Here is a 23,667-nt window from a genome sequence, read left to right as displayed (position 1 = left end):
TGTTACTTCTTCTTACCGGCCACGGTGCGCTTGGGCCCCTTGCGGGTACGCGCATTCGTCTTGGTCCGCTGTCCGCGAACCGGCAGACCGCGGCGGTGACGCAGGCCTTCGTAGCTTCCGATTTCGACCTTGCGGCGAATATCAGCGGCCACCTCACGACGGAGGTCACCCTCAACCTGGAATGTGCCCTCGATGTAGTCACGCAGCTGGACGAGCTCTGCGTCGCTCAAGTCCTTCACACGGGTATCAGGGCTGATTCCCGTTTCGGTCAGGGTCTGGCGCGCACGGGTGCGGCCCACACCATAGATGTATGTCAAGGCGACCTCCACGCGCTTTTCACGCGGGATGTCGACTCCGGCAAGTCGTGCCATAGGTACGTATCTCCTGTTGTTGTTTCGGAGGTGCTGATGCAAACCTGTCCCTGGTCTCCCAAGGTCTCCGGCCCCCGACCGGAGGTGTCGTCCTGCGATTCACAGCCCGGAAATTCAGACTTCCCGACCGCTCATCCGCAGATGGCGAGGTTTGCGCGGGTGTGGTGCTGCTTGAGACTCCCGGAGGAGCCTCGATCTGCTGAAAGAGCTGCTCAGCCCTGACGCTGCTTGTGGCGCGGGTTGGAGCAGATGACGATGACCCGACCGTGACGGCGGGTAATCTGGCAGTTTTCGCAGATCTTCTTGACGCTGGGCTTAACCTTCATCGTTTTTCCTTCTTTCGGTCCTTGCCCCCGAGGGGAGCAAGACGCGAATGATCGAAGATCCTTACTTGTACCGGTAAACGATTCGTCCGCGCGAGAGGTCATATGGAGACAGCTCCACGATGACCCGGTCCTCGGGAAGGATGCGGATGTAATGCTGACGCATCTTTCCGGAGATGTGCGCCAACACTTTGTGCCCGTTGCTCAGCTCGACCCGAAACGATGCGTTCGGCAGAGCCTCGACAACGGTCCCTTCGATCTCAATGACCCCTTCTTTTTTGGCCATATCGTTCGCTAACCTCGTATTCCCGCGATACCCTCGCGTTCGACGTAATCGTGTATCACCGACTCACGTCGGCGACCCCTTGGACTGCAGTCCTCGTCACCACATGAAAAGGAGTGGATGGCAGAAGCCGCCCACATCCGAAAAAGGGTGAGTTGAGTGAGAACAGACCAATCATCAATCTTACACTACGGTCGATGGATCTTCCACACGGTGCTCGCTTCACAGCGTGAAGTCACTTACAATCCCTCCTTCGCCGAGGCGGCCCTGCCCTGGGCAGGTCCAGCTTCGCCGAGGCGGCCCCGTCCTGGGCATGTCCAGGACGGGTCAGCGAGCGGCGCGGTCCCCTCCCCTGCCGCAGCCTCCTCGAGCCCGAACGCAGGCGAGCCGGGAACGGTGGGGTTCCGTTCCCGGCTCGCTCACTGCTCACTCATCCGCCGCCTCCTTTCGAGGGGAGGTCGCACTGCGGATCATTCGTCAGTGCGCAGCGGTCTTTCGCCTCGAAGCGCGATAGACGAGTCCACCGGCCGTGAGCAGGGCGAGTGCTGCGGCGATCAGCGGCAGCAGTTCGGCGCCGGTGCGAGGCAGGTGCCCGCCTCCGTTGCCGCTGCCGTTGTTGTCCTGTCCGTCTGCAGACCCGTCGGACGAACCGCCGTTCGACCCGGCAGTCGCTCCATCCGAGCCTCCGTCATCGGATCCGCCGCCCTTCGGGTCGTCGTGCTTTCCGTCATTGCTGCCGTCATCGCTCTTGCCTTCGTCGTCGTCCACAACCGTCAACGTGGTGTTCGCGGCGGTCTTGCCGTCGGCGTCGAGGACCTGGACGACATATGTGCCGGGCTTGGCGGCCTTGGGCACGGTCACCTCGGCGGTGGCGTTTCCACCGTTGTCGGTGCTCAGCGTGCCGAACGTGCCTCCGATTTCGAACTCCACGGTGTAGGACTGCTCGGATCCGAGGTGCTTGACCATGGCCTGCACCTTGTCACCGGCGTGAACAGTGTCTTTCGAGAGGGTGAAGTCGTCGGCGCGGAAGGTGTCCATCTTGCACCGGTTGGGCAGGGTGATGGTCTCGTCCCTGTCGTCGACAGCGGTGTCGGGCTTGGGCAGCTTCGGCCCGAAGTCACCGAGCTTGGGCAGGGTGCCCTTCGTCAGGAACCCGTTGACTGTCGCGTCCGTGCATGCCTTGTTCTCATCTCCGGACATATATGAGGTGTGCGAGGCACCTGAGACCGAGAGCAGGCTGCCGTCGATCGTGCGGGCCAGCTTCACTCCCGCGGCATACGGTGTCGCGGAGTCATGCGAGGTGGACACCACAAGGACGTTCGGCACGGCCGTCAGGTGCTTCGGCTTGGGCAGGGTGCCCTTGAACTTCCAGAAGTCGCAGTAGTCGTAGACTCCGGGAGAGACCGATGCCGATTGGAACGGACCTGCCTCGTCGTAGCGCTTGGCGAGGTCGCGCAGCTCCTTGATGTCCGGCTTCTTGCCGAAGCTGTTCTCATCGGTGCAGCGGATATTGGTGAAGGCCTGCAGCATCGGGTCGTAGTGGCCCTCTGCGTCGCGTTCGTTGTAACTGTCGGCCAGCTGCATGAGCACTCCCGCGGAGTCTCCCGCTTTCAGCTCAGCCAGCCCCAATGCCAGATCCGGCCACAGGGATTCGGAGTACAGCGCCTGGATGACACCGGTGCGCGCGTCGCCGAATGTGACGTCGCGGTCATCGCCGTCGACGCCGGTCGGCACCGGATCGCCTTCCAGGGATCGGAGGATGTTCTGGTTCGCCTTCGTCAGAGCATCCCGATCGTCGATTCCGTCGCCGAGGGCGCAGGTGAAGGTCTCATCAGCCAAGCTCTCGAGGTGCTTGGGGAATTCGATTCCCGGGTAGGTTTCGGCCCAGGTCCTGCCGTCGGCGCCCTTGGCCGAGCAATCGAGTGCGAACTGTTCGAAGGTGCCTTGGAAGCCGGCGATCTGCTTGACGGAGTCGTCTTCGTCCTCTTCGGCGTCTTGGGCCTTGACGACCTTACCGCTGGCGTCGAGATAGGTCTGCGGGTCCTTATTGATGTCCTTCAGTGCCTTATAGGCTTCGACGTTGCCCGGGTCCACGGCCCCGTCAAGGACGAGTCGCCCGACGTTCTGCGGGAACTTCTGAGCGTAGACGTAGCCGAGCCGCGTGCCATACGAGAAGCCGATGTAGTCGAGTTTCTCGTCCTGGCTGGTCGAGCGGATGAGGTCGAGGTCGCCCACGGCATCCCAGGTGCCGAGGTGCTTCATCAGGTTCTCCTGGCCGCCCTCGCCCAGGTCGAACAGTTTGCCGGTGTTCTCGATGCAGTCGTTGGCATAGCGTTCGTACTGCTCGTTCAGCAGGTCTTCTGCCTCGTCACGGTCACCGGCCCACGCGTCTTCGGCACGGTCGGCGTCGAGCTGCTCATCCGTCGAGCACTGCGAGAACGGCATCGAGCCGCCGGTGCCGCGCGGGTCGAAGCCCACGAGGTCGAAGCTCGCGGCGAGGTCGGGTTCGCTGATGGCTCCAGCCACGCCCATCGTCATGCCGGAACCGCCGGGTCCGCCGGGGTTCCAGGCCACGGATCCCTGAGACTTCGTCTTCTCGAACTTGCCGTCGACGACCTTGCCGGAGGGCACCTTCATCATGGCGATGGCGACGTTGCCGGCTTTCGGATTCTTCGCATCGATGGGCGCGATGACGTAGCCGCATTCAGGTGTGCGTCCGATCCGTGAAGTGTAGTCGGGGTAGCCGAGTTTCTGGCAGTTCTCACCGGAAAGATCGACGCTCTGGTTGTAGTACTTCTGCAGCCCCGGGGGAATGTTTCCGGCGCCTGTGCCGCCGCCCTTGGGATCGGAGATCTTGTACGTGCCGTCGTCCTGACCGAAGAGTTCCTTGGCCAGCTCCGGGTAGAACTCGTCGAGGTCGGCATCGGCAGCGTCGCCTTCGTCTTCGGAAGGCGACTTCTCACCGGAAGTCTCGGACTTATCCTCTGCCCCTTCACTGGCTGCAGTGGATTCGGTGGGCTCGGGCGTCGGCTCGGGCGTCGGGTCGGGATCTTTCGAATCCGTCTCGTCGGGGTCGCTGACCGTGAAGTCGTCGCTGCTCTTGAGGTTGTCGTCGGTCTTGACGATGTAGGTACCAGGTTCCAGTGCGGACCCGTCGAGTTCGGCGTCGAGCTCGTCACCTCCGGTGGCCAGTTCGGTCTCCGTGCCCTTGACGGTCTCGTTGTTCGAGGCGTGCACGATCTTCAGGCCGGTTCCGGCCTCCGCGCTCAGGGTTACGGGAACGACGAGTCGAGGCGAGGCCTCGACCTCTTTGTCGATGCCGAGTGTGATTTCGAATTTATGCTTGTCGCTGTCAGCGGGCTGAGCGGACGATTCGGCGGTGGACGTCTGTGATGCGGCGGACTCCGGAGTGGGTGCGGCGAAGGCGGATGAGCCCCCGGCCAGCAGCAGGGAAGCGCCGATGATCGACGCTCCCAGAACACGCGAAGACCCCTTGAATGTGATTCGGGTCATAACCGCTACAGTAACGTACAGATAACGTTCAGAACTTTTTCATACTCTTCGTTATCGTTTCGTTATTCGAGACGTTGACCCATCCGGGACCGGCACCAGATCATCGTCCATGACAGCACAAGTCAGAGGCCACCTCGGCGAGCGGATATCGACTGCTACCGTGGGCACTGCGCCGGGGAATCCTGCGCAGTCGAACCGTGACCGACGATCACATGATCGTGACCATCGAAGGAGAATGAGCGTGCTGGATCTCGACGCCATCACCCAGGAGTCCCTCATCGCCAAGGGAGGCCGCAAGTGGTCGACCTTCCCCGGGTCGATCGGTGCCTTCATCGCCGAGATGGACTTCGGTGTCGCTCCCGCCGTCCGGCAGGCCCTGCGCGAGATCGATGAGCGCGATCTCTACGGCTATGCACCTTACGGTCTCACGGCCGATCTCAAGTCCGCGACCGCGGACTTCTGTCTCGACCGCTACGGCTGGCAGATCCCCACCGATCACATCGAACCGGCCAGCGACGTCATCGCCGCCTTCGTCGGCGTCCTCACCCATCTCACCCCGGCCGACACTCCGATCGTACTGCCGACGCCCGCCTATATGCCGTTCTTCGACGTCGCGAAGGTCACCGGCCGCGAGCTCATCGAGGTGCCGATGCTGCGGTCGGAGACCGGCTGGTCGATGGATCTCGACGCCATCGCCGCCGCGCTGACCCCCGGGGCCACTCTCGTCCTGTGCAATCCCCACAATCCGATCGGCAAGGTCTACACCGAATCCGAGCTCCTCGCCCTCGCCGAGGTGGTCGAATCCGCAGGTGCGCGCGTGTTCTCCGATGAGATCCATGCCCCCGTCGTCTACGGTCCCGCGCGCCACACCCCGTACGCCACCCTCACCGACGCGACCGCGGCCCACACCACAACCGCGACCGCAGCGTCGAAAGCCTTCAACATCCCCGGCCTCAAATGTGCCCAGCTCATCCTCACCTCGGCCGAGGACCGCCAGACTTGGGCGCAGAAGGGCCAGTTCGTCTCCGGTGCCGCATCGAACCCGGGAATCCTGGCGACCACGGCTGCGTACAACAGCTCACGGGACTGGCTTGCCGAGATCACCGGCTACCTCAAGGGCAACCGTGACCTGCTCACGGATCTCGTCTCCACCCTCCTGCCGAATGCCGCATATATCCAGCCCGAGGGCACCTACCTTGCCTGGCTGGATCTGCGCGGGTACGGCCTCGAGACAGACTTGGCCAAACACATCGAATCCCGCGCCGAGGTGGCCGTGACCGAGGGGCGCCTGTGCGGCGCGGTCGGAGCCGGTCACATCCGGGTCAACTTCGCACTCCCCCGTCCTCTGCTCACCGAGGCGATCGAGAGGATCGCCCGGAACCTCTGACCCACGCAGGGTCTCCCCCGAACGACCGGCGCAGCGCCGCTGGCGAATCGTCCGCCGGCGGCGCTGCGCCGACAGACCGTTCAGGCGCTGTGCCGGTCAGGCGGTCAGGCGGTCAGTCCTCGGGCATCCATTCGATGAGGTCGAACGAGGAGCGGGAACCGGCGATCTCACGGATCTGCTGATCGAATCTCAGGTAGTACTCGAGGTTGCAGCGACTCATCAGCTCCCTGCAGCGCGTCGCCGGCTGAGCGACGTCGACCAGAGTCGGAGGAAGCAGCGGCTGGGACATCACCATCCGCGCGACATCGAAGTACAGGTCGAAGAACGCGGCCAGACCGAGTTCGGGACACCCAGCACCCGGCTGACTGCCGTCCAGACTCAGCTCGTTCATTCGCGCCTCGAGGCGTGGGAGCCGGACACCGGCATCCTCGAGCCCGAAGGCCAGTGAGGTCATCCGCTTCGCCGCGTCCAGATCCGCCGGGGTGAGTTCTCCGAATTCGATCCAGCCGGGGAGTTCGATCTCCGGCAGCAAAGTGACGAGATCGGACGAACGGTCGGCCAGCCCGATGAGAATCCCCGGACGCAGCTGACGATAGCCGAGCTGATCTGCAACATAGCGGAAACGATCACGGACGGTCCTCGCGCTCTCAGGAATCGAATAGAGAACCGAGTGGAAGAGTCCCTGGTATTCCGGAGTCTCGCGCTGACCGCCGATGTCGCGGAAACCCGTGAGAAGGTGTTCGCCGAGTCGGTACACGCTTACGCGACCGACCCGACTGCTCTCAAGCAGACCGCGCTGGACCATGCGTACGAGCTGATTGTGCACGCTCGAGGTCGAATACCCGTGCTCGGCGAGAATGCCGACGATGATGGGACCAGGCAGTGCGCGAGCACGCAGGCACCCGAAAGCGGACACGACATCGAAGGTGATCCGCGTCATTCGATAGCGATCACCCACATCTGCCCGACGTTTCGGGACATCGTGGACACCCTTCATGGCCAGATCCTAACGTGAAAACACAAGGATCGGTGCCGAACCGGCCGGCGCCGAGATCTCCGAGACCGCTACATGGATGTTCGCTCTCGCCCTGATGACGGCATCGGGCACATTCACGGCCGTCTACTTCGTCGGCAAGGCCTCATTGAAGAAGCAGTCGCTGACGACCTGATCGGCACGAGCCGATCGGCCTCTCCCCTCAGGCGGCCGACGGAGGCACAGGCGTGACTCCGAAGGGCGCCAACCCGGACGCTCCCCCATCCTCGGCGGTGAGCACCCACACTCCCCCGTCGTGGCGAGCCACGCTGTGCTCCCAATGGCTCGCGCGTGAGCCGTCGGCGGTCACGACGGTCCAGTCGTCGGATAAGGTCACGGCCTCGGAACTGCCGTTGGTGAGCATGGGCTCGATCGCCAGGCACATCCCCGGACGGATCTTCGGTCCGTTCGACCTGGCCCGGTAGTTGAGCACATCGGGAGCCATATGCATGGCGGTGCCGATGCCGTGACCGGTGAACTCTTCGACGAGTCCGAGCTGCGGGTGCGCCTCGGTGACGTAGTCGTCGATGGCGTCCCCGATGTCGCTGACCTTCGTTCCGGTGGCAAAGGCGGCGATTCCTGCCCACATGGCCGCCTCGGTGGCTGCGGACAGGTCCCGGTCGGCGGTCGTACCCGCCTCATCGCCGCCGACGATCATCGTGAACGCGGAGTCCCCGTGGAATCCCTCGACGATCGCGCCGCCGTCGATGGAGACGAGATCGCCGGTCCGAAGCACCTTCGAACCGGGGATGCCGTGGACGATCTCTTCGTTCACGGAGATGCACACGACAGCGGGAAATCCCTGGTAGCCCTTGAAATTCGACCGAGCCCCGGCCGCGTCGATGACGGCCTCGGCAGCGGCATCCACCTCGGCGGTGGTGGCTCCGGGAACAGCCGCGGACCGGGCAGCTGACAGCACTCGGCGTGTCAGCTGCCCGGCCCGATCCATGAGCTGGAGCTCCGCAGGAGACTTCAGCTCGATCCGTGGTCCGAAGATCATCGAATGGCGGAGAGGATGCGCTCGGTGATGGCGTCGACCTCGCCGAGGCCGTCGACCTGGCGCAGCAGTCCGCGGTCCCGATAGATATCGGTCAGGGGCTGCGTCTGCTCCGCATAGACGTCGAGGCGGTGACGGATGACGTCTTCGCTGTCGTCGCTGCGACCTTCTGTCTGAGCGCGGGCGAGCAGACGGGCGACGACCTCGTCGGTATCGGCGGTGAGTTCGACGACGTGCTCGATCGCTTTGTCCTCTGCGGCGAGGATCCGGTCGAGTTCGTCGACCTGGGCGCTGGTGCGCGGGTATCCGTCGAGGAGGAAGCCCTCTGCCGCGTCTGCCTGGGACAGACGGTCGGCCACCATCGAGTTCGTGACCTCGTCGGGCACGTATTCGCCGGCATCCATGTAGCGCTTGGCCAGCTTGCCGAGCTCCGTCTCACCCTTGACGTTCGCGCGGAAGATGTCTCCGGTCGAGATGGCGGGAACACCGAGTGCCTCGGACAGGCGTGCGGCCTGTGTTCCCTTGCCGGCGCCGGGAGGGCCGATCAGAATGATGCGTGAACTCATAAGGTGTCCTTCCAATGGTTGTCCGCTGAACGTCAGCGTCCGGTCGTGATCAGCGCAGCAGTCCCTCATAGTGTCGCTGCTGCATCTGCGCGTCGATCTGCTTGACGGTCTCGAGTCCGACACCCACGACGATGAGCAGCGAGGTGCCGCCGAACGGGAAGTTCTGGTTGGCGTTGATGAGCACCAGAGCGATCAGCGGGATCAGAGCGACGAAGGCCAGGTAGAGCGAGCCGGGGAAGTTGATGCGGCTGAGCACGAAGCTCAGGTAGTCGGCGGTCGGTCGTCCCGCGCGGATGCCGGGAATGAAGCCGCCGTACTTCTTCATGTTGTCCGCGACCTCTTCGGGGTTGAAGGTGATCGCGACGTAGAAGTAGGCGAAGAAGATCGTCAGCAGCGCGTAGATGGTGATGTAGAGAGGATGGTCGCCCCGGGTCAGGTACGTGTTGATCCACTCGACCGCCTTCGACTCCGGGTCGAAGAACTGCGAGACGAGGCTCGGCAGGTAGAGGACCGAGGAGGCGAAGATGACCGGGATGACGCCGGCCATGTTCACCTTGATCGGAATGTAGGTCGAGGTGCCGCCGAACATGCGACGGCCCACCATGCGCTTGGCGTACTGCACCGGGATTCGCCGCTGCGACTGTTCGACGAAGACGACGAGGGCGACGAGGACGAGACCGACGGCGAGGACGATGAGGAAGATGTCCACGCCCTGCTCGCGGAAGATCGCACCGAGCGAGGATGGGAAGGCCGCGGCAACCGAGGTGAAGATCAGCAGCGACATGCCATTGCCGACACCGTGCTCGGTGATCTGCTCGCCCAGCCACATGATGAGGCCGGTGCCAGCGGTGAGGGTGACCACGAGGACAGCGATCCCCCACCAGGTGTCGTTGGCGATGAGGTCCTGGCAGCCTTCGACGCTGCCGAACAGCGCGCCGGAGCGGACGGTGGCGACGAGCGTCGTTGCGTTGAGGATCGCGAGACCGATGGTGAGGTAGCGCGTGTACTGGGTGAGCTTGGCCTGGCCGGAGGCGCCTTCCTTGTGCAGCGACTCGAAGCGCGGGATGACCACGCGCAGCAGCTGCACGATGATGCTCGCGGTGATGTAGGGCATGATGCCGAGGGCGAAGATCGACAGCTGCAGCAGAGCGCCGCCGCTGAAGAGGTTGATCATCGCGAATCCGCCCTCATTGAGCTGAGGCGAAGCCACGCACTGCTGCACTTGCTTGTAGTCGATGCCCGGGGAGGGAATGAACGAGCCGAGTCGGAAGATGACAAGAATGCCCAGGGTGAAGAGGAGCTTCTTCCTCAAGTCGGGCGTTCTGAAAGCCCTCCGGATTGCGCCGATCAAGCGTCCTCCTCGTTGGCGGATGAAAAGTCAGAGTCGTGGTCGCGACCTGGCGAATGGGAACAAATACCTGCAAAAGACTACCAGGATATGAGCGTCAGGCCGAAACCGACGACGGCTGGACGAAGGGCGCGCAGAGGCTGTGTGTGGGCATGTGAGACGCCTGTGACGATGAATGTGCCCCGCCTCGGTGCCGGTGCGGGAGCTGGCATGCAGAAGGGGGCGGTCACCTTTCGGTGACCGCCCCCTTGACCCGTTGCCCGGGACCCGCGCAGCGGGACCCGATCAGGCTACGGTGGTGCTTCCGCCTGCAGCAGTGATCTTCTCGGCTGCGGAGCCGGAGAACTTGTCTGCAGTGATGTTAAGGGCCACGGTGATCTCACCGGTGCCGAGAACCTTGACGGGCTGCTTCGGACGCACAGCACCCTTGGCCACGAGGTCGGCGACGGTGACGTCTCCGCCCTCGGGGAACAGTGCCGACAGCTTGTCGAGATTGACAACCTGGAACGTCACCTTGGCGGGGTTCTTGAAACCACGCAGCTTCGGCAGACGCATGTGCATCGGGGTCTGGCCGCCCTCGAAGCCGGCAGGAACCTGGTAGCGGGCCTTCGTGCCCTTGGTTCCGCGACCGGCGGTCTTGCCCTTCGAACCCTCACCGCGACCCACGCGGGTCTTCGCGGTCTTGGCTCCCGGGGCCGGACGGAGATCGTGCAGCTTCAGCGAGTCGTTGTTCGACATATCAATCGACCTCTTCCACAGTCACGAGGTGACGCACGGTATTGATCATTCCCCGGATCTCGGGGCGATCTTCCTGCACCACGACGTCGTTGATCCGCTTGAGACCGAGCGAACGCAGCGTGTCGCGCTGGTTCTGACGGCCACCGATGGCGGACTTGCGCTGAGTAACCTTGAGCTTTGCCATCAGGACTTCGCCCCACTTTCAGCAGCTGCTCGCAGCAATGCGTGCGGAGCGACCTCGTCGACGGGGAGGCCACGGCGAGCCGCAACTTCCTCGGGACGTTCGAGGTTCTTCAGCGCAGTGATCGCAGCGTGCACGATGTTGATTGCGTTCGACGAACCCAGCGACTTCGACAGGATGTCCTGGACACCTGCGGCGTCGAGGACCGCACGGACGGGTCCGCCGGCGATGACACCGGTACCGGGAGCAGCCGGACGCAGCAGGACGACTCCTGCGGCTTCCTCGCCCTGGACCGGGTGCGGGATGGTCTTCTGGATGCGCGGGACGCGGAAGAAGTTCTTCTTCGCCTCCTCGACACCCTTGGCGATGGCGGCAGGAACTTCCTTCGCCTTGCCGTATCCCATGCCGACCATGCCGTCGCCGTCTCCGACCACGACGAGAGCCGTGAACGAGAAACGACGTCCGCCCTTGACGACCTTGGACACGCGGTTGATCGTCACGACATGTTCGATGAACTGGTTCTTGTCGTCACGGTCATTGCGACCGCCGCGTCCACGGCCTTCACCGCGTCCACGACCCTGGCCGCCCTGTCCACCCTGGCCGCGGCCGCGGGAGGAACGGTCACCGCTGTTGTCATTGCGGGTCTCAGCAGTCGCCTGCTGATCCTTGTTCTCTTCAGTGCTCATAGGGCCAATCCTCCTTCACGGGCACCTTCGGCGATTGCCTGCACACGGCCGTGGTAGGCGTTGCCTCCACGGTCGAAGACGACGGCTTCGATACCGGCGTCCTTGGCGCGCTGGGCCACCAGCTCGCCCACCTTGCGGGCCTTGCCGGTCTTGTCGCCTTCGAATGTCCGCAGGTCGGCTTCCATGGTGGAGGCCGAGACCAGGGTCTTGCCGACGGTGTCGTCGATGACCTGGACGAAGACGTGGCGCGTGGAACGAGTCACTGAGAGGCGAGGGCGCTCGGCCGTTCCGTGCACCTGCTTGCGCAGACGAACGTGACGACGCTTGCGGGCAGCAGCCCTGCCCTTGCCGTAGCTTTCCTTCTTGCCAAAGGCCATCTTTACTTACCAGCCTTTCCGACCTTGCGACGGACGTTTTCGCCGGCGTAGCGCACGCCCTTGCCCTTGTAGGGTTCAGGCTTGCGCAGCTTCCGGATGTTGGCAGCGGTCTCGCCGACCAGCTGCTTGTCGATTCCGTGGACAGCGACCTTCGTCTGGCCGTCGACGCTGAAGGAGATTCCCTCCGGCGGCTCGACGACGATGGGGTGGCTGTAGCCGAGGGCGAACTCGAGGTTCGATCCCTTGGCCAGTACACGGTAACCGGTTCCGACGATCTCGAGGCCCTTCGAGTAGCCTTCGGTCACACCGACGATCATGTTGTTGATGAGCGTGCGGGACAGTCCGTGCAGCGAACGCGATTCGCGCTCTTCGTCCGGACGGGCCACGGTGATGACACCGTCGTCGAGCGATACGGTGATCGGATCGGCGATGGTGACGGACAGCTCGCCCTTCGGTCCCTTGACGGCGACGTTCTGGCCGTCGACGTTGACCTCGACGCCGCTGGGAACGGAGATCGGGTTCTTGCCAATACGTGACATCTTCTTCTCTCCTTCCTTACCAGACGTAGGCGAGGACTTCCCCACCCACACCCTTCTTGGCGGCCTGTCGGTCCGTCAGGAGACCTGACGAAGTCGACAGAATGGCGATGCCGAGGCCACCGAGAACCTTGGGCAGGTTCGTGGACTTCGCGTAGACGCGCAGTCCCGGCTTCGACACACGGCGCAGACCGGCGATGGAACGTTCCCGGTTGGGTCCGAACTTGAGGTCCAGCATGAGGGTCTTTCCGACCTCGGCGTCTTCGACGCTCCAGTCGGTGATGTAGCCCTCGGCCTTCAGGATCTCGGCGATGTTCGACTTGAGCTTCGAGAACGGCATGCTGACGTCCTCGTGGTAAGCCGAGTTGGCGTTGCGCAGACGCGTAAGCATGTCTGCGACTGGATCAGTCATTGTCATTTGGGCACTTGCCCTTCCTCGTTACGGTTTCCGCCCACATGTGCGTGCTTGGACCTGCAACGTAGAGATTATTTTGTCTTGAACGGGAACCCGAGGTGACGCAGCAGTGCACGTCCCTCATCGTCGGTCGTCGCCGTGGTCACCACGGTGATGTCCATGCCGCGGACACGGTCGATCTTGTCCTGATCGATCTCGTGGAACATCGACTGCTCGGTGAGACCGAAGGTGTAGTTGCCGTTTCCGTCGAACTGGCGGTCCGAGAGTCCGCGGAAGTCGCGGATACGCGGCAGAGCCAGGGTGATGACGCGGTCGATGAACTCCCACATCCGGGCTCCGCGCATGGTCACGTGGGCACCGATGGGCTGACCCTCGCGCAGCTTGAACTGAGCGATGGACTTGCGAGCCCGGGTCACGACCGGCTTCTGACCGGTGATCAGACTGAGATCGTTGATGGCACCTTCGATGAGCTTGGAGTCACGCGCGGCGTCACCCACACCCATGTTCACGACGACCTTGGTCAGTCCGGGAACCTGCATGGGGTTGGCGTAGCCGAATTCATCCTGCAGCTTCGCAACGATCTCTTCGCGGTAAACCTGCTTGAGACGCGGTGCGGGACGGCTGGTGGTTGTTTCCGTCATCAGATCTCCTCCCCGGTGCGACGCGAGTAGCGAACCCGAACGGTCTTGGTGCGACCGTCACGCTCGACGCTCTCCTCGCGGTATCCGACGCGGGTGGGCTTGTTGTCCTTGGGGTCAACGAGCGCCACGTTGGACACGTGGATGGGGGCTTCGTGAGTCTCACGGCCGCCGGCGGTGCCGCCGGCCTGAGTCTGCGTAGCCTTCTTGTGCTTGATCACGCGGTTGACGCCCTCAACGAGGACGCGGTTGCGATCGGGGTAGACGGCAAGGACCTTGCCCTGCTTCCCGCGATCGCCGCCGCGTGAGGCCCGAGCGCCTGCGATCACCTGGACGAGGTCGCCCTTCTTGATCTTGAGCTTGTTCGCCATGCTCACAACACCTCCGGTGCCAGGGAGACGATCTTCATGAACTTCTTGTCGCGGAGTTCGCGTCCCACGGGTCCGAAGATACGGGTTCCGCGCGGCTCCCCTTCGTTCTTGAGGATGACAGCTGCATTCTCGTCGAACTTGATGTAGGAGCCGTCGGGACGACGGCGTTCCTTGGCGGTGCGGACGATGACGGCCTTGACCACATCGCCCTTCTTCACGTTTCCGCCGGGGATTGCGTCCTTGACGGTTGCCACGATGGTGTCACCGATCGAGGCGTAGCGCCGACCGGAGCCACCCAGGATCCTGATGGCCAGGATCTGCTTGGCGCCAGTGTTGTCGGCGACTTTGAGTCGCGACTCTTGCTGAATCACTATTTTCTCCTGTCGTCGCGCTGGTTCTCACACGCATGCATGAGCCTTGCGGAACGGATTCATTGACATTTCACCCCATTCCCGGTAGCCGCCCGCTGCCTGCATCAGGCCGCGGGCGGGACCGGGTGGGAGGGGCGGCGTTGGCTACTTGGCGCGCTCGATGATCTCGGCGAGCCGCCAACGCTTCGCGGCCGAAAGGGGCCGCGTCTCGGCCACGAGGACGAAATCGCCTATTCCGGCGGTGTTCTCCTCATCGTGGACCTTGTACTTGACCGACTTGCGCATGACCTTGCCGTAGAGGCGGTGCTTCATGCGCTCCTCGACCTCGACGACGATGGTCTTGTCCATCTTGTCGGATACAACGTAGCCACGTGCGGTCTTGCGGGTGTTGCGCTCCGCAGCATTGGCCTCAGTGTTCGTGGTCTCCGCCATCACTTGCCCTCTTCCTTAGCATCAGCGGGGTTCGGCCGGATGTCCAGCTCCCGCTCGTTGAGCACGGTGTAGATACGAGCGATGTCGCGACGCACGGCCTTGAGGCGACCGTGGCTCTCCAGCTGACCGGTGGCCGACTGGAAACGCAGGTTGAACAGCTCGGCCTTGGCCTTCTTGAGCTCTTCGAGCAGACGCTCGTTGTCGAAACCGTCCAGTGCGTCGATGGAAAGGTTCTTCGAACCGATTGCCATTCTCACTCACCACCTTCGCGGGCCACGATGCGGGCCTTCAGCGGAAGCTTGTGGATCGCCAGGCGCAGAGCCTCACGAGCAACTTCCTCGGACACACCGGCGAGTTCGAACATAACCCGTCCCGGCTTGACATTGGCAACCCACCACTCGGGCGAACCCTTACCGGAACCCATGCGGGTCTCGGCAGGCTTCTTCGTCAGGGGGTTGTCGGGGTAGATGTTGATCCACACCTTGCCGCCGCGCTTGATGTAGCGGGTCATGGCAATACGTGCGGCCTCGATCTGCCGGTTGGTGACGTAGGCGGGCTCGAGAGCCTGGATGCCGTAGTCACCGAAGGACACCGTCGTGCCTCCCTTGGCGGCGCCGCCCCGACGGGGGTGGTGCTGCTTGCGGAATTTCACTCGACGAGGGATCAACATGTCTCAGCCCTCCGATCCGGCCTCAGCCGCGGGGGCTTCGGCGTTGTTCTCAGTGGTACGGGCCTGGTCGCCGCGGCGCGGAGCGCCTTCCTGACCACGTCCGCGGCCGCCACGACCGCGCCCACGGCCACGCGGGCCACGAGCAGCAGGAGCCTTGGCCTGCTCGGCGGCAAGCTCCTTGTCGGTCATGTCGCCCTTGTAGATCCACACCTTGACGCCGATGCGTCCGAAGGTGGTGTGGGCTTCGTGGAAACCGAAATCGATGTTCGCACGCAGGGTGTGCAGGGGCACACGTCCTTCGCGGTAGAACTCGGAACGGCTCATCTCAGCACCGCCGAGGCGGCCCGAGCACTGCACGCGGATGCCCTTGGCACCTGCACGCTGAGCGCTCTGGATCGCCTTGCGCATCGCGCGGCGGAAGGCCACGCGGCTGGCGAGCTGCTCGGCAACACCCTGCGCGACGAGCTGTGCGTCGACCTCGGGGTTCTTCACCTCAAGGATGTTGAGCTGAATCTGCTTGCCGGTGAGCTTCTCGAGCTGACCGCGGATGCGATCGGCTTCGGCTCCGCGACGTCCGATGACGATGCCCGGACGAGCGGTGTGGATGTCGACACGGACACGGTCACGCGTGCGCTCGATGTTGACCTTCGAGATGCCGGCCCGTTCGAGGCCGGTGTTCATCATCTGGCGGATCTTGACATCTTCGAGCACGTAGTCCTTGTAGCGCTGCCCCGGCTTGGTCGAGTCAGCGAACCACTTCGACTTGTGATCCGTGGTGATTCCGAGTCGGAATCCGTTCGGATTGATCTTCTGGCCCATTAGCGGTTCCCCTTCCGGCTCTTGCGCTGAGGCAGGTCGTCACCGCTGGCCAGGACCACGGTCACGTGGCTGGTGCGCTTCTCAATGCGAAACGCACGACCCTGGGCACGCGGACGGAACCGCTTCATGGTCGGCCCCTCGTCCACGAATGCTTCGGAGATGACCAGTTCGTTCTCGTCGAACGCAACGCCTTCCTCGTCGGCCCGGACACGCGCATTGGCGATGCCGGAGGCCACGAGCTTGTAAATCGGATCTGATGCCGACTGTTCTGCAAACTTCAACACTGCAAGTGCTTCGGTCGCCTGCTGACCACGAATGAGGTCGACGACGCGCCGAGCCTTGCGAGGCGTAACGCGCAGGTAACGCGCCTTAGCCTTGGCTTCCATCGCTTCCTTCTCTCTTATCTAGGATCGTAAGAGTGCCCCGCCTCAGCGGCGGCGACCCTTGCGATCGTCCTTTTCGTGGCCACGGAACGTCCGTGTCGGTGCGAACTCGCCGAGCTTGTGTCCGACCATCGACTCAGTGATGAAGACGGGGACATGCTTGCGTCCGTCATGTACTGCGATGGTGTGTCCCAGGAAGTCCGGGATGATCATCGAGCGACGAGACCAGGTTTTGATGACATTTTTGGTGTTCTTCTCGTTCTGACGAGCGACCTTCTGGTACAGGTGTTCGTCGACGAAAGGACCCTTTTTGAGGCTACGAGGCATAAGTCAGTACTCCAATCAGCGCTTCTTGCCGGTCCGGCGACGGCGCACGATGTACTTGTCGCTCTCTTTGTTCGGCCGGCGTGTGCGGCCCTCTGGCTGACCCCACGGGCTGACCGGGTGACGACCACCCGAAGTACGGCCCTCGCCACCGCCGTGCGGGTGGTCGATCGGGTTCATCACGACACCGCGGACGGTCGGGCGCTTGCCCTTCCAACGCATGCGGCCTGCCTTGCCCCAGCTGATGTTCGACTGCTCGGCGTTGCCGACCTCGCCGACGGTTGCACGGCAGCGCGCGTCGACGTTGCGGATCTCGCCCGAAGGCATCCGCAGCTGCGCGAACCGACCGTACTTGGCCACCAGCTGCACGGAGGATCCGGCGGAGCGGGCGATCTTGGCACCGCCGCCGGGACGCATCTCGACAGCGTGCACAACAGTACCGACTGGGATGTTGCGCAGGGCAAGGTTGTTGCCCGGCTTGATGTCTGCACCCGGTCCGGCCTCGACCTGCGCACCCTGCTTGAGGTTGTGCGGGGCGATGATGTAGCGCTTCTCTCCGTCTGCGTAGTGCAGCAGAGCGATGCGAGCCGTGCGGTTCGGGTCATATTCGATGTGCGCGACCTTCGCCGGAACGCCATCTTTGTCATGGCGGCGGAAGTCGATGACACGGTACTGACGCTTGTGACCGCCGCCCTGGTGGCGAGTGGTCACGCGTCCCTGACTGTTGCGTCCGCCGCGCTTGGGCAGCGGGCGCAGAAGCGACTTCTCCGGTGTAGACCGGGTCACTTCGACGAAGTCGGCGACCGACGAGCCACGGCGGCCCGGGGTCGTCGGCTTGTGCTTACGGATTCCCATGAGTCTTTTCCTTCTTTGACGAAGGATCGCTTAGAGCGATCCACCGAAGATGTCGATCGATCCGTCCTTGAGGGCGACGATGGCACGCTTGGTGTCCTTGCGCTTTCCCCAACCGGTGCGGGTGCGGCGGCGCTTGCCCTGACGGTTCAGGGTGTTGACCTTGGCGACCTGCACATCGAAGATCGATTCAATGGCGTGCTTGATCTCGGTTTTGTTCGAGTTCTGATCGACGAGGAAGGTGTACTTGCCCTCGTCCATCAGGCTGTAGGTCTTCTCCGAGACGACCGGAGCGACGATGATGTCGCGCGGGTCCTTGAAGTTCAGACTCATGATGCGTCCTCCGATTTGCGGTTGCCGCTCAGGAACGACTGCAGAGCTGCCTCGGTGAACACGATGTCATCGGCGAGCAGCACATCGTAGGTGTTGAGCTGATCGGAGGTGAGCACGTGGACGTGGGGCAGGTTGCGCACGCTCAGGTAGGTGAGCTCGTCGTCACGGTCGAGCACCACGAGGGTGTTCTTACGGTCGGACAGGCCGGCCAGTGCGGCCTTCGCCTGCTTGGTCGACGGCGTATCGCCGGTGACCAGGTTCTTCATCACGAAGACCTGATCCAGACGTGCACGATCAGACAGAGCACCGCGCAGAGCAGCGGCCTTCATCTTCTTGGGGGTCCGCTGCGAGTAGTCGCGCGGGACCGGTCCGTGCACGATTCCGCCGCCGTTGTACTGGGGAGCGCGGATCGAACCCTGACGGGCGTTGCCGGTTCCCTTCTGGCGGTAGGGCTTGCGACCGCCGCCGCGAACCTCGGAGCGGGTCTTCGTCTTGTGCGTACCCTGACGGGCCGCAGCCAGCTGCGCAACGACGACTTGGTGGATCAGCGGCACGTTGGCTGGCACGCCGAAGATTTCGGCGGGCAGGTCAACGGAACCGGCCTTGGCACCGGCGGCGTCGATGACGTCGACTGTCTTGACATCAGTCATTTCGTTCAGGCCTCCTTCACGGCCGAGCGAACGAGGACGACTCCACCCTTGGGGCCGGGAACGGCGCCCTTGATGAGCAGGAAGTTGTTCTCGCTGTCCACGGCGTGGATCGTGAGGTTCTGGGTCGTGTGCTTGACAGCGCCCATACGGCCGGCCATGCGCATGCCCTTGAACACGCGGCCCGGGGTCGCGGCTCCGCCGATCGACCCTGGCTTGCGGTGGTTGCGGTGCTGACCATGGGAGGCACCGACACCGGAGAAGCCGTGACGCTTCATAACACCTGCGGTTCCCTTACCCTTGGTCTTCGCGGTCACATCGACCTTGATTCCCGCGTCGAACGTGTCGACTCCGAGTTCCTGGCCGAGCGCGTAGTCAGCAGCGTCTGCAGTGCGCAGCTCGACGAGGTGACGGCGCGGGGTCACGCCAGCCTTCTCGAAGTGGCCTGCGGTCGGCTTGTTGACCTTGCGAGGATCGATCTCGCCGAACGCGATCTGCACAGCGGGGTAACCATCGGTTTCCTCGTTGCGGATCTGCGTGACGACATTGTTTCCGGTGGCCACAACGGTCACCGGCACGAGGTTGTTCTTCTCATCCCAGACCTGGGTCATGCCCAGCTTGGTTCCCAGAAGGCCCTTGACCTTGCGGGTGGTCGGGAGAGCGGATGAACGAGTGTTCGCCATTGCTGCCTCCCTTAGAGCTTGATCTCGATGTTGACGTCGTCGGCGAGGTCGAGACGCATGAGCGAATCGACGGCCTTCGGCGTCGGATCGACGATGTCGATCAGACGCTTGTGCGTGCGCATTTCGAAATGCTCACGGCTGTCCTTGTACTTGTGCGGCGAACGGATGACGCAGTACACGTTCTTCTCCGTCGGCAACGGCACGGGGCCCACAACAGTCGCGCCAGCGCGAGTGACGGTGTCCACGATCTTGCGTGCGGCACTGTCGATCACAGCGTGGTCGTACGACTTGAGCCGGATGCGGATCTTCTGTCCCGCCATGGCGTCGTCTCTTTCTTCAGTAACTTCCGGCCATCAACTGCAGGGCATCTGGGATGTCTGCGGTCTGTGCCGGCTGACCATGACCGACCCCCGAGGTCGGGCGTGTCGGCTGATCCTGGCGGAGAAATTCTCACTTCTCACCTGAACGCCGACGGCGCTTCTACTCATTGGCTGCTCGGTCCGAACCCGCTTGATGCAGATTCATCGATCCGATAGTGTTCCGGGCTGTTCGCGGTATCGCTACCGCAGTGCAGGGGTCAACGCCCAAAACGCAACTTCACCATCTTGTCATATAGCACTTCACGCGCGCAATTCCAGGACTGTCTCCTGTGAGCGATCTCTCAGGCCCACGCGCAGGCGCCACTCCCCCGGACATCGCGCGGCGCACCTCCCCTGATTCTCATGTCACTGTCTATTGAAAATGCACGCGTGCTGATTTTCATCACCCCGCGTGCATTTTCCATAGACAGTGGACGCGCCAGCCTCCGGCGGGCACACCTTTGGGCGGGCACCTCCTCGAAATACACCGAGGGCCGCAACCCTCGAAAGGATTGCGGCCCTCGGCTCTGGTACTCAGTGAGTCAGATCAGGCAACGATCTTGGTGACTCGACCGGCGCCGACGGTGCGGCCGCCCTCGCGGATAGCGAAGCGGAGGCCGTCCTCCATGGCGATCGGCTGGATGAGCTCGACCGACATGTCGGTGTTGTCGCCGGGCATGACCATCTCGGTGCCCTCGGGCAGCGTGATGACGCCGGTGACGTCCGTGGTCCGGAAGTAGAACTGCGGACGGTAGTTCGAGTAGAACGGGTTGTGACGTCCGCCCTCGTCCTTGCTCAGGATGTAGACCTGGGCTTCGAACTTGGTGTGCGGGGTGATCGAACCCGGCTTCACGATGACCTGACCGCGCTCCACGTCTTCGCGCTTGGTGCCGCGAAGAAGCAGACCGACGTTCTCACCTGCACGAGCATCCGGCAGGGTCTTGCGGAACATCTCGATGGCGGTGACGGTCGTCTTGGACGACTTCTCCTTGATGCCGACGATTTCGATCTCGTCGTTCGGCAGCAGGACGCCGCGCTCGACACGACCGGTGACGACGGTTCCACGACCGGTGATCGTGAAGACGTCCTCGACGGGCATGAGGAACGGCTTGTCGACGTCGCGCTCCGGCTCCGGAACGTTGTCGTCGACAGCGGCCATGAGATCCTGGACGCTCTTGACCCACTTCTCGTCGCCTTCGAGGGCCTTGAGAGCGGACACCTGGATGACAGGAGCGTTGTCTCCGTCGAACTCCTGGCTCGAGAGCAGGTCGCGGACCTCGAATTCGACGAGCTCGAGGAGCTCTTCGTCTTCGACCATGTCGGACTTGTTCAGAGCCACGACGATGTAGGGGACGCCGACCTGACGAGCGAGCAGCACGTGCTCACGGGTCTGAGGCATCGGACCATCGGTGGCGGCAACGACGAGGATGGCGCCGTCCATCTGTGCAGCACCGGTGATCATGTTCTTCACGTAGTCGGCGTGACCCGGGGCATCGACGTGAGCGTAGTGGCGCTTCTCCGTCTGGTACTCAACGTGCGAGACGTTGATGGTGATGCCGCGCTCCTTCTCCTCAGGTGCATTGTCCACCTGGTCGAAGGCGCGAGCCTCATTGAGATCCGGGTACTGATCCGCCAGGACCTTGGTGATCGCGGCGGTCAGGGTGGTCTTTCCGTGGTCAACGTGGCCGATGGTGCCGATGTTGACGTGCGGCTTAGTCCGTTCGAAACTAGCCTTTGCCACTGGGTTCCTCCTCGTGGTTGTCAAAAGATATGCGGTACATATCTTAGACCTTCTGTTGGTTATCTTTCATTCCGGTGAACATGTTCTTGATCACCGGGGCGACCGGATTCCGGAGATTACTCTCCGCCGCGCACCTTCTGGATGATCTCCTCGGCAACAGCCTTCGGGACCTCCGCATAGCTGGAGAAAGTCATCGAGTACACCGCACGGCCCTGGGTCTTCGACCGCAGATCACCGATGTAACCGAACATCTCCGACAGCGGGACCACAGCCTTGACGACCTTCACACCGGAAGCATCGTCCATCGACTGAATCTGGCCACGCCGGGAATTCAGGTCGCCGATGACGTCACCCATGTATTCCTCAGGGGTGCGCACCTCGACGTCCATGACCGGTTCGAGAAGAACCGGGTTCGCCTTCCTGACGGCCTCCTTGAGGACCATCGATCCGGCGATCTTGAATGCCATCTCCGAAGAGTCGACATCATGGTAAGCACCGTCGACCAGTGTGGCCTTGATGCCGACCAGCGGGTAGCCGGCGAGGACACCGAGCTGCATGGCGTCCTGGATGCCGGCGTCGACGCTCGGAATGTACTCGCGCGGAACGCGTCCGCCGGTGATGGCATTCTCGAACTCATAAATCGTATCGCCTTCGACCTCGAGGGGTTCGAAGGTGACCTGGACCTTCGCGAACTGTCCCGATCCACCCGTCTGCTTCTTGTGGGTGTAGTCGTACTTCTCGACAGTGCGGCGAATGGTCTCGCGGTAGGCGACCTGCGGCTTGCCCACGTTCGCCTCGACCTTGAACTCGCGACGCATGCGGTCGACGAGGATGTCGAGGTGGAGTTCGCCCATGCCGCGGATGACGGTCTGACCGGTCTCCGCGTCGAGCTCGACCTGGTAGGTCGGGTCTTCCTTGACGAACTTCTGGATGGCCGAGGACAGCTTCTCCTGGTCGCTCTTCGTCTTCGGCTCGATGGCCACGGAGATCACAGGCTCCGGGAAGGTCATCGATTCCAGCGCAATCGGGTTCGCAGGATCGCAGAGGGTGTCACCGGTGGTGGTGTCCTTGAGACCGATGAAGGCGTAGATGTGGCCGGCGAAGGCCTCTTCCACAGGGTTCTCCTTGTTGGAGTGCATCTGGAAGAGCTTGCCGACGCGTTCCTTCTTGCCCGAGGTGGTGTTGAGCACCTGCTCACCGGACTTGACCTGGCCGGAGTAGACGCGCACGTAGGTGAGCGCACCGAAGAACGGGTGCGATGCGACCTTGAACGCGAGAGCCGAGAACGGCTCGTCCTTCGCAGGCTTGCGGGTGAGCTCCTCGTCCTCGTTGCTCGGGTTGTGCCCGATCATCGGGGGAACGTCGAGCGGCGAGGGCAGGTAGTCGATGACCGCGTCGAGCATGGGCTGGACGCCCTTGTTCTTGTACGCGGAACCGCACATCACCGGGAAGGCCTCGGACTTGATGACGAGTTCGCGGATGCCCGACTTGATCTCGGCCACCGTGAGCTCTTCGCCGTCGAGGTACTTCTCCATGAGCGCTTCCGTGCTCTCGGCGACGTCTTCGACGAGCTGCGCACGGTACTCTTCGGCCTTGGCCTGCAGATCCGCGGGGATCTCGACCTCGGTCATGTCCTGACCCATCTTCGACTCGTCGGGCCAGGTGTAGGCCTTCATCTCGAGCAGGTCGACGACACCGGCGAATTCACTCTCGGCGCCGATCGGCAGCTGGATGACCAGCGGCTTGGCACCGAGGCGGTCCTTGATGGTCTGCACGGTGAAGTAGAAGTCAGCACCGAGCTTGTCCATCTTGTTGACGAAGCAGACGCGCGGGACGTCGTACTTGTCGGCCTGACGCCAGACCGTCTCCGACTGCGGCTCCACGCCCTCCTTGCCGTCGAACACTGCGACGGCGCCGTCGAGGACGCGCAGCGAGCGCTCGACCTCGACGGTGAAGTCGACGTGGCCGGGGGTGTCGATGATGTTGATCTGGTTGTCGTGCCAGTAGCAGGTCGTCGCGGCCGACGTGATCGTGATGCCGCGTTCCTTCTCCTGGTCCATCCAGTCCATCGTGCCGGCGCCGTCGTGGGTCTCGCCCATCTTGTAGTTCACACCGGTGTAGAAGAGGATGCGTTCGGTCGTGGTGGTCTTACCGGCATCGATGTGGGCCATGATGCCGATGTTGCGGACCTTGTTCAGGTCGGTGAGCACGTCAAGTGCCACGGTGTCTCTCTCTCTTCGATGATTTGCTCGACTCCCCCAAGCTGTCCGGCCGGCAGATGTCGCGGACG

31 protein-coding genes are annotated in these 23,667 nt (G+C 63.0%); 1 reads left to right on the top strand and 30 read right to left on the bottom strand.

Annotation, left to right across the window (positions count from 1 at the left end; translation table 11 throughout):
• Positions 1–2 precede the first annotated feature (2 nt).
• From rpsM to J9314_RS06285, 4 genes are all read right to left on the bottom strand, one after another.
• Positions 3–371 carry a 30S ribosomal protein S13 gene (rpsM, locus tag J9314_RS06300; RefSeq protein ID WP_025777905.1) on the bottom strand — a complete coding sequence of 123 codons (369 nt, stop codon included), beginning with the start codon at positions 369–371 and terminating at the stop codon, positions 3–5.
• A 212-nt stretch (positions 372–583) separates the two neighbouring features.
• Positions 584–697, bottom strand: coding sequence for a 50S ribosomal protein L36 (gene rpmJ, locus J9314_RS06295; RefSeq protein ID WP_009884960.1), 114 nt, complete (start codon positions 695–697; stop codon positions 584–586).
• A gap of 61 nt (positions 698–758) precedes the next feature.
• A complete protein-coding gene (gene infA / locus J9314_RS06290; RefSeq protein WP_009379245.1) occupies positions 759–980 on the bottom strand; it encodes a translation initiation factor IF-1 in 222 nt (73 codons plus the stop codon).
• Between the two features lie 474 nt (positions 981–1,454).
• Positions 1,455–4,490 (bottom strand): alpha/beta fold hydrolase, encoded by a 3,036-nt coding sequence (locus J9314_RS06285; protein WP_210604984.1) that lies wholly within the window; start codon positions 4,488–4,490, stop codon positions 1,455–1,457.
• A gap of 235 nt (positions 4,491–4,725) precedes the next feature.
• Here J9314_RS06285 and J9314_RS06280 point away from each other — a divergent pair, with 235 nt between their 5' ends.
• The gene (locus J9314_RS06280) at positions 4,726–5,877 is read left to right on the top strand and encodes a MalY/PatB family protein (RefSeq protein ID WP_246490639.1); all 1,152 of its coding nucleotides are present in this window, start codon (positions 4,726–4,728) and stop codon (positions 5,875–5,877) included.
• Positions 5,878–5,989: 112 nt separating this feature from the next.
• Here J9314_RS06280 and J9314_RS06275 read toward each other — a convergent pair whose 3' ends face one another.
• The 26 genes from J9314_RS06275 to fusA form a co-directional block, all read right to left on the bottom strand.
• Positions 5,990–6,874 (bottom strand): PaaX family transcriptional regulator, encoded by an 885-nt coding sequence (locus J9314_RS06275; RefSeq protein WP_210604983.1) that lies wholly within the window; start codon positions 6,872–6,874, stop codon positions 5,990–5,992.
• Between the two features lie 199 nt (positions 6,875–7,073).
• Positions 7,074–7,910: a type I methionyl aminopeptidase gene (gene map / locus J9314_RS06270; protein ID WP_210604982.1), complete on the bottom strand. Its 837-nt coding sequence runs from the start codon at positions 7,908–7,910 to the stop codon at positions 7,074–7,076.
• Complete coding sequence (locus J9314_RS06265; protein ID WP_166970673.1) at positions 7,907–8,473, bottom strand: adenylate kinase; 567 nt, start codon at positions 8,471–8,473, stop codon at positions 7,907–7,909. Before J9314_RS06265 ends, map begins: the two co-directional genes overlap by 4 nt.
• 49 nt (positions 8,474–8,522) lie before the next feature.
• Complete coding sequence (gene secY, locus J9314_RS06260; protein WP_210604981.1) at positions 8,523–9,824, bottom strand: preprotein translocase subunit SecY; 1,302 nt, start codon at positions 9,822–9,824, stop codon at positions 8,523–8,525.
• 282 nt (positions 9,825–10,106) lie between these two features.
• Positions 10,107–10,559, bottom strand: a complete 453-nt coding sequence (gene rplO, locus J9314_RS06255) for a 50S ribosomal protein L15 (RefSeq protein WP_210604980.1) — start codon at positions 10,557–10,559, stop codon at positions 10,107–10,109.
• A 1-nt stretch (position 10,560) separates the two neighbouring features.
• A complete protein-coding gene (gene rpmD / locus J9314_RS06250; RefSeq protein ID WP_166970667.1) occupies positions 10,561–10,743 on the bottom strand; it encodes a 50S ribosomal protein L30 in 183 nt (60 codons plus the stop codon).
• Entirely contained in the window at positions 10,743–11,426 is a 684-nt protein-coding gene (rpsE, locus tag J9314_RS06245; protein WP_219921879.1) for a 30S ribosomal protein S5, read from the bottom strand. The genes rpmD and rpsE overlap by 1 nt, the downstream gene beginning before the upstream one ends.
• Positions 11,423–11,803, bottom strand: a complete 381-nt coding sequence (gene rplR / locus J9314_RS06240; RefSeq protein WP_210604979.1) for a 50S ribosomal protein L18 — start codon at positions 11,801–11,803, stop codon at positions 11,423–11,425. The genes rpsE and rplR overlap by 4 nt, the downstream gene beginning before the upstream one ends.
• A gap of 2 nt (positions 11,804–11,805) precedes the next feature.
• A complete protein-coding gene (gene rplF, locus J9314_RS06235; protein ID WP_181274837.1) occupies positions 11,806–12,342 on the bottom strand; it encodes a 50S ribosomal protein L6 in 537 nt (178 codons plus the stop codon).
• A gap of 16 nt (positions 12,343–12,358) precedes the next feature.
• The gene (rpsH, locus tag J9314_RS06230; protein ID WP_181274836.1) at positions 12,359–12,757 is read right to left on the bottom strand and encodes a 30S ribosomal protein S8; all 399 of its coding nucleotides are present in this window, start codon (positions 12,755–12,757) and stop codon (positions 12,359–12,361) included.
• A 68-nt stretch (positions 12,758–12,825) separates the two neighbouring features.
• The gene (gene rplE / locus J9314_RS06225) at positions 12,826–13,395 is read right to left on the bottom strand and encodes a 50S ribosomal protein L5 (RefSeq protein ID WP_210604978.1); all 570 of its coding nucleotides are present in this window, start codon (positions 13,393–13,395) and stop codon (positions 12,826–12,828) included.
• Positions 13,395–13,763, bottom strand: coding sequence for a 50S ribosomal protein L24 (rplX, locus tag J9314_RS06220; protein ID WP_210604977.1), 369 nt, complete (start codon positions 13,761–13,763; stop codon positions 13,395–13,397). The genes rplE and rplX overlap by 1 nt, the downstream gene beginning before the upstream one ends.
• A 2-nt stretch (positions 13,764–13,765) precedes the next feature.
• Positions 13,766–14,134 (bottom strand): 50S ribosomal protein L14, encoded by a 369-nt coding sequence (rplN, locus tag J9314_RS06215; protein WP_166970655.1) that lies wholly within the window; start codon positions 14,132–14,134, stop codon positions 13,766–13,768.
• 144 nt (positions 14,135–14,278) lie between these two features.
• Positions 14,279–14,566, bottom strand: a complete 288-nt coding sequence (gene rpsQ, locus J9314_RS06210; protein ID WP_166970653.1) for a 30S ribosomal protein S17 — start codon at positions 14,564–14,566, stop codon at positions 14,279–14,281.
• Positions 14,566–14,817, bottom strand: a complete 252-nt coding sequence (gene rpmC, locus J9314_RS06205) for a 50S ribosomal protein L29 (RefSeq protein ID WP_135537474.1) — start codon at positions 14,815–14,817, stop codon at positions 14,566–14,568. Before rpmC ends, rpsQ begins: the two co-directional genes overlap by 1 nt.
• A gap of 2 nt (positions 14,818–14,819) precedes the next feature.
• Positions 14,820–15,236 (bottom strand): 50S ribosomal protein L16, encoded by a 417-nt coding sequence (rplP, locus tag J9314_RS06200; protein WP_166970651.1) that lies wholly within the window; start codon positions 15,234–15,236, stop codon positions 14,820–14,822.
• A gap of 3 nt (positions 15,237–15,239) precedes the next feature.
• Positions 15,240–16,055, bottom strand: coding sequence for a 30S ribosomal protein S3 (rpsC, locus tag J9314_RS06195; RefSeq protein WP_210604976.1), 816 nt, complete (start codon positions 16,053–16,055; stop codon positions 15,240–15,242).
• The gene (gene rplV / locus J9314_RS06190) at positions 16,055–16,441 is read right to left on the bottom strand and encodes a 50S ribosomal protein L22 (protein WP_166970647.1); all 387 of its coding nucleotides are present in this window, start codon (positions 16,439–16,441) and stop codon (positions 16,055–16,057) included. Before rplV ends, rpsC begins: the two co-directional genes overlap by 1 nt.
• A 42-nt stretch (positions 16,442–16,483) precedes the next feature.
• On the bottom strand, positions 16,484–16,765 hold the full coding sequence (rpsS, locus tag J9314_RS06185; RefSeq protein ID WP_135537125.1) for a 30S ribosomal protein S19: 282 nt from the start codon (positions 16,763–16,765) through the stop codon (positions 16,484–16,486).
• 15 nt (positions 16,766–16,780) lie between these two features.
• A complete protein-coding gene (gene rplB / locus J9314_RS06180; protein WP_166970645.1) occupies positions 16,781–17,617 on the bottom strand; it encodes a 50S ribosomal protein L2 in 837 nt (278 codons plus the stop codon).
• A 30-nt stretch (positions 17,618–17,647) separates the two neighbouring features.
• Entirely contained in the window at positions 17,648–17,947 is a 300-nt protein-coding gene (gene rplW, locus J9314_RS06175; RefSeq protein ID WP_181274834.1) for a 50S ribosomal protein L23, read from the bottom strand.
• Positions 17,944–18,597, bottom strand: a complete 654-nt coding sequence (gene rplD / locus J9314_RS06170) for a 50S ribosomal protein L4 (protein WP_166970641.1) — start codon at positions 18,595–18,597, stop codon at positions 17,944–17,946. Before rplD ends, rplW begins: the two co-directional genes overlap by 4 nt.
• Positions 18,598–18,602: 5 nt before the next feature.
• Positions 18,603–19,277 (bottom strand): 50S ribosomal protein L3, encoded by a 675-nt coding sequence (rplC, locus tag J9314_RS06165; RefSeq protein ID WP_210604975.1) that lies wholly within the window; start codon positions 19,275–19,277, stop codon positions 18,603–18,605.
• Between the two features lie 11 nt (positions 19,278–19,288).
• Positions 19,289–19,597, bottom strand: a complete 309-nt coding sequence (rpsJ, locus tag J9314_RS06160) for a 30S ribosomal protein S10 (RefSeq protein WP_009379191.1) — start codon at positions 19,595–19,597, stop codon at positions 19,289–19,291.
• Between the two features lie 586 nt (positions 19,598–20,183).
• Positions 20,184–21,377, bottom strand: coding sequence for an elongation factor Tu (gene tuf, locus J9314_RS06155; protein ID WP_210604974.1), 1,194 nt, complete (start codon positions 21,375–21,377; stop codon positions 20,184–20,186).
• 116 nt (positions 21,378–21,493) lie between these two features.
• On the bottom strand, positions 21,494–23,599 hold the full coding sequence (gene fusA / locus J9314_RS06150) for an elongation factor G (RefSeq protein WP_210604973.1): 2,106 nt from the start codon (positions 23,597–23,599) through the stop codon (positions 21,494–21,496).
• Positions 23,600–23,667: the final 68 nt, after the last annotated feature.

Source organism: Brevibacterium oceani (genome assembly GCF_017948325.1).
Classification (GTDB): domain Bacteria; phylum Actinomycetota; class Actinomycetes; order Actinomycetales; family Brevibacteriaceae; genus Brevibacterium; species Brevibacterium oceani.
Note: the sequence above shows the minus strand (reverse complement) of the source record. Positions and strands in the feature narration are given on the sequence as shown.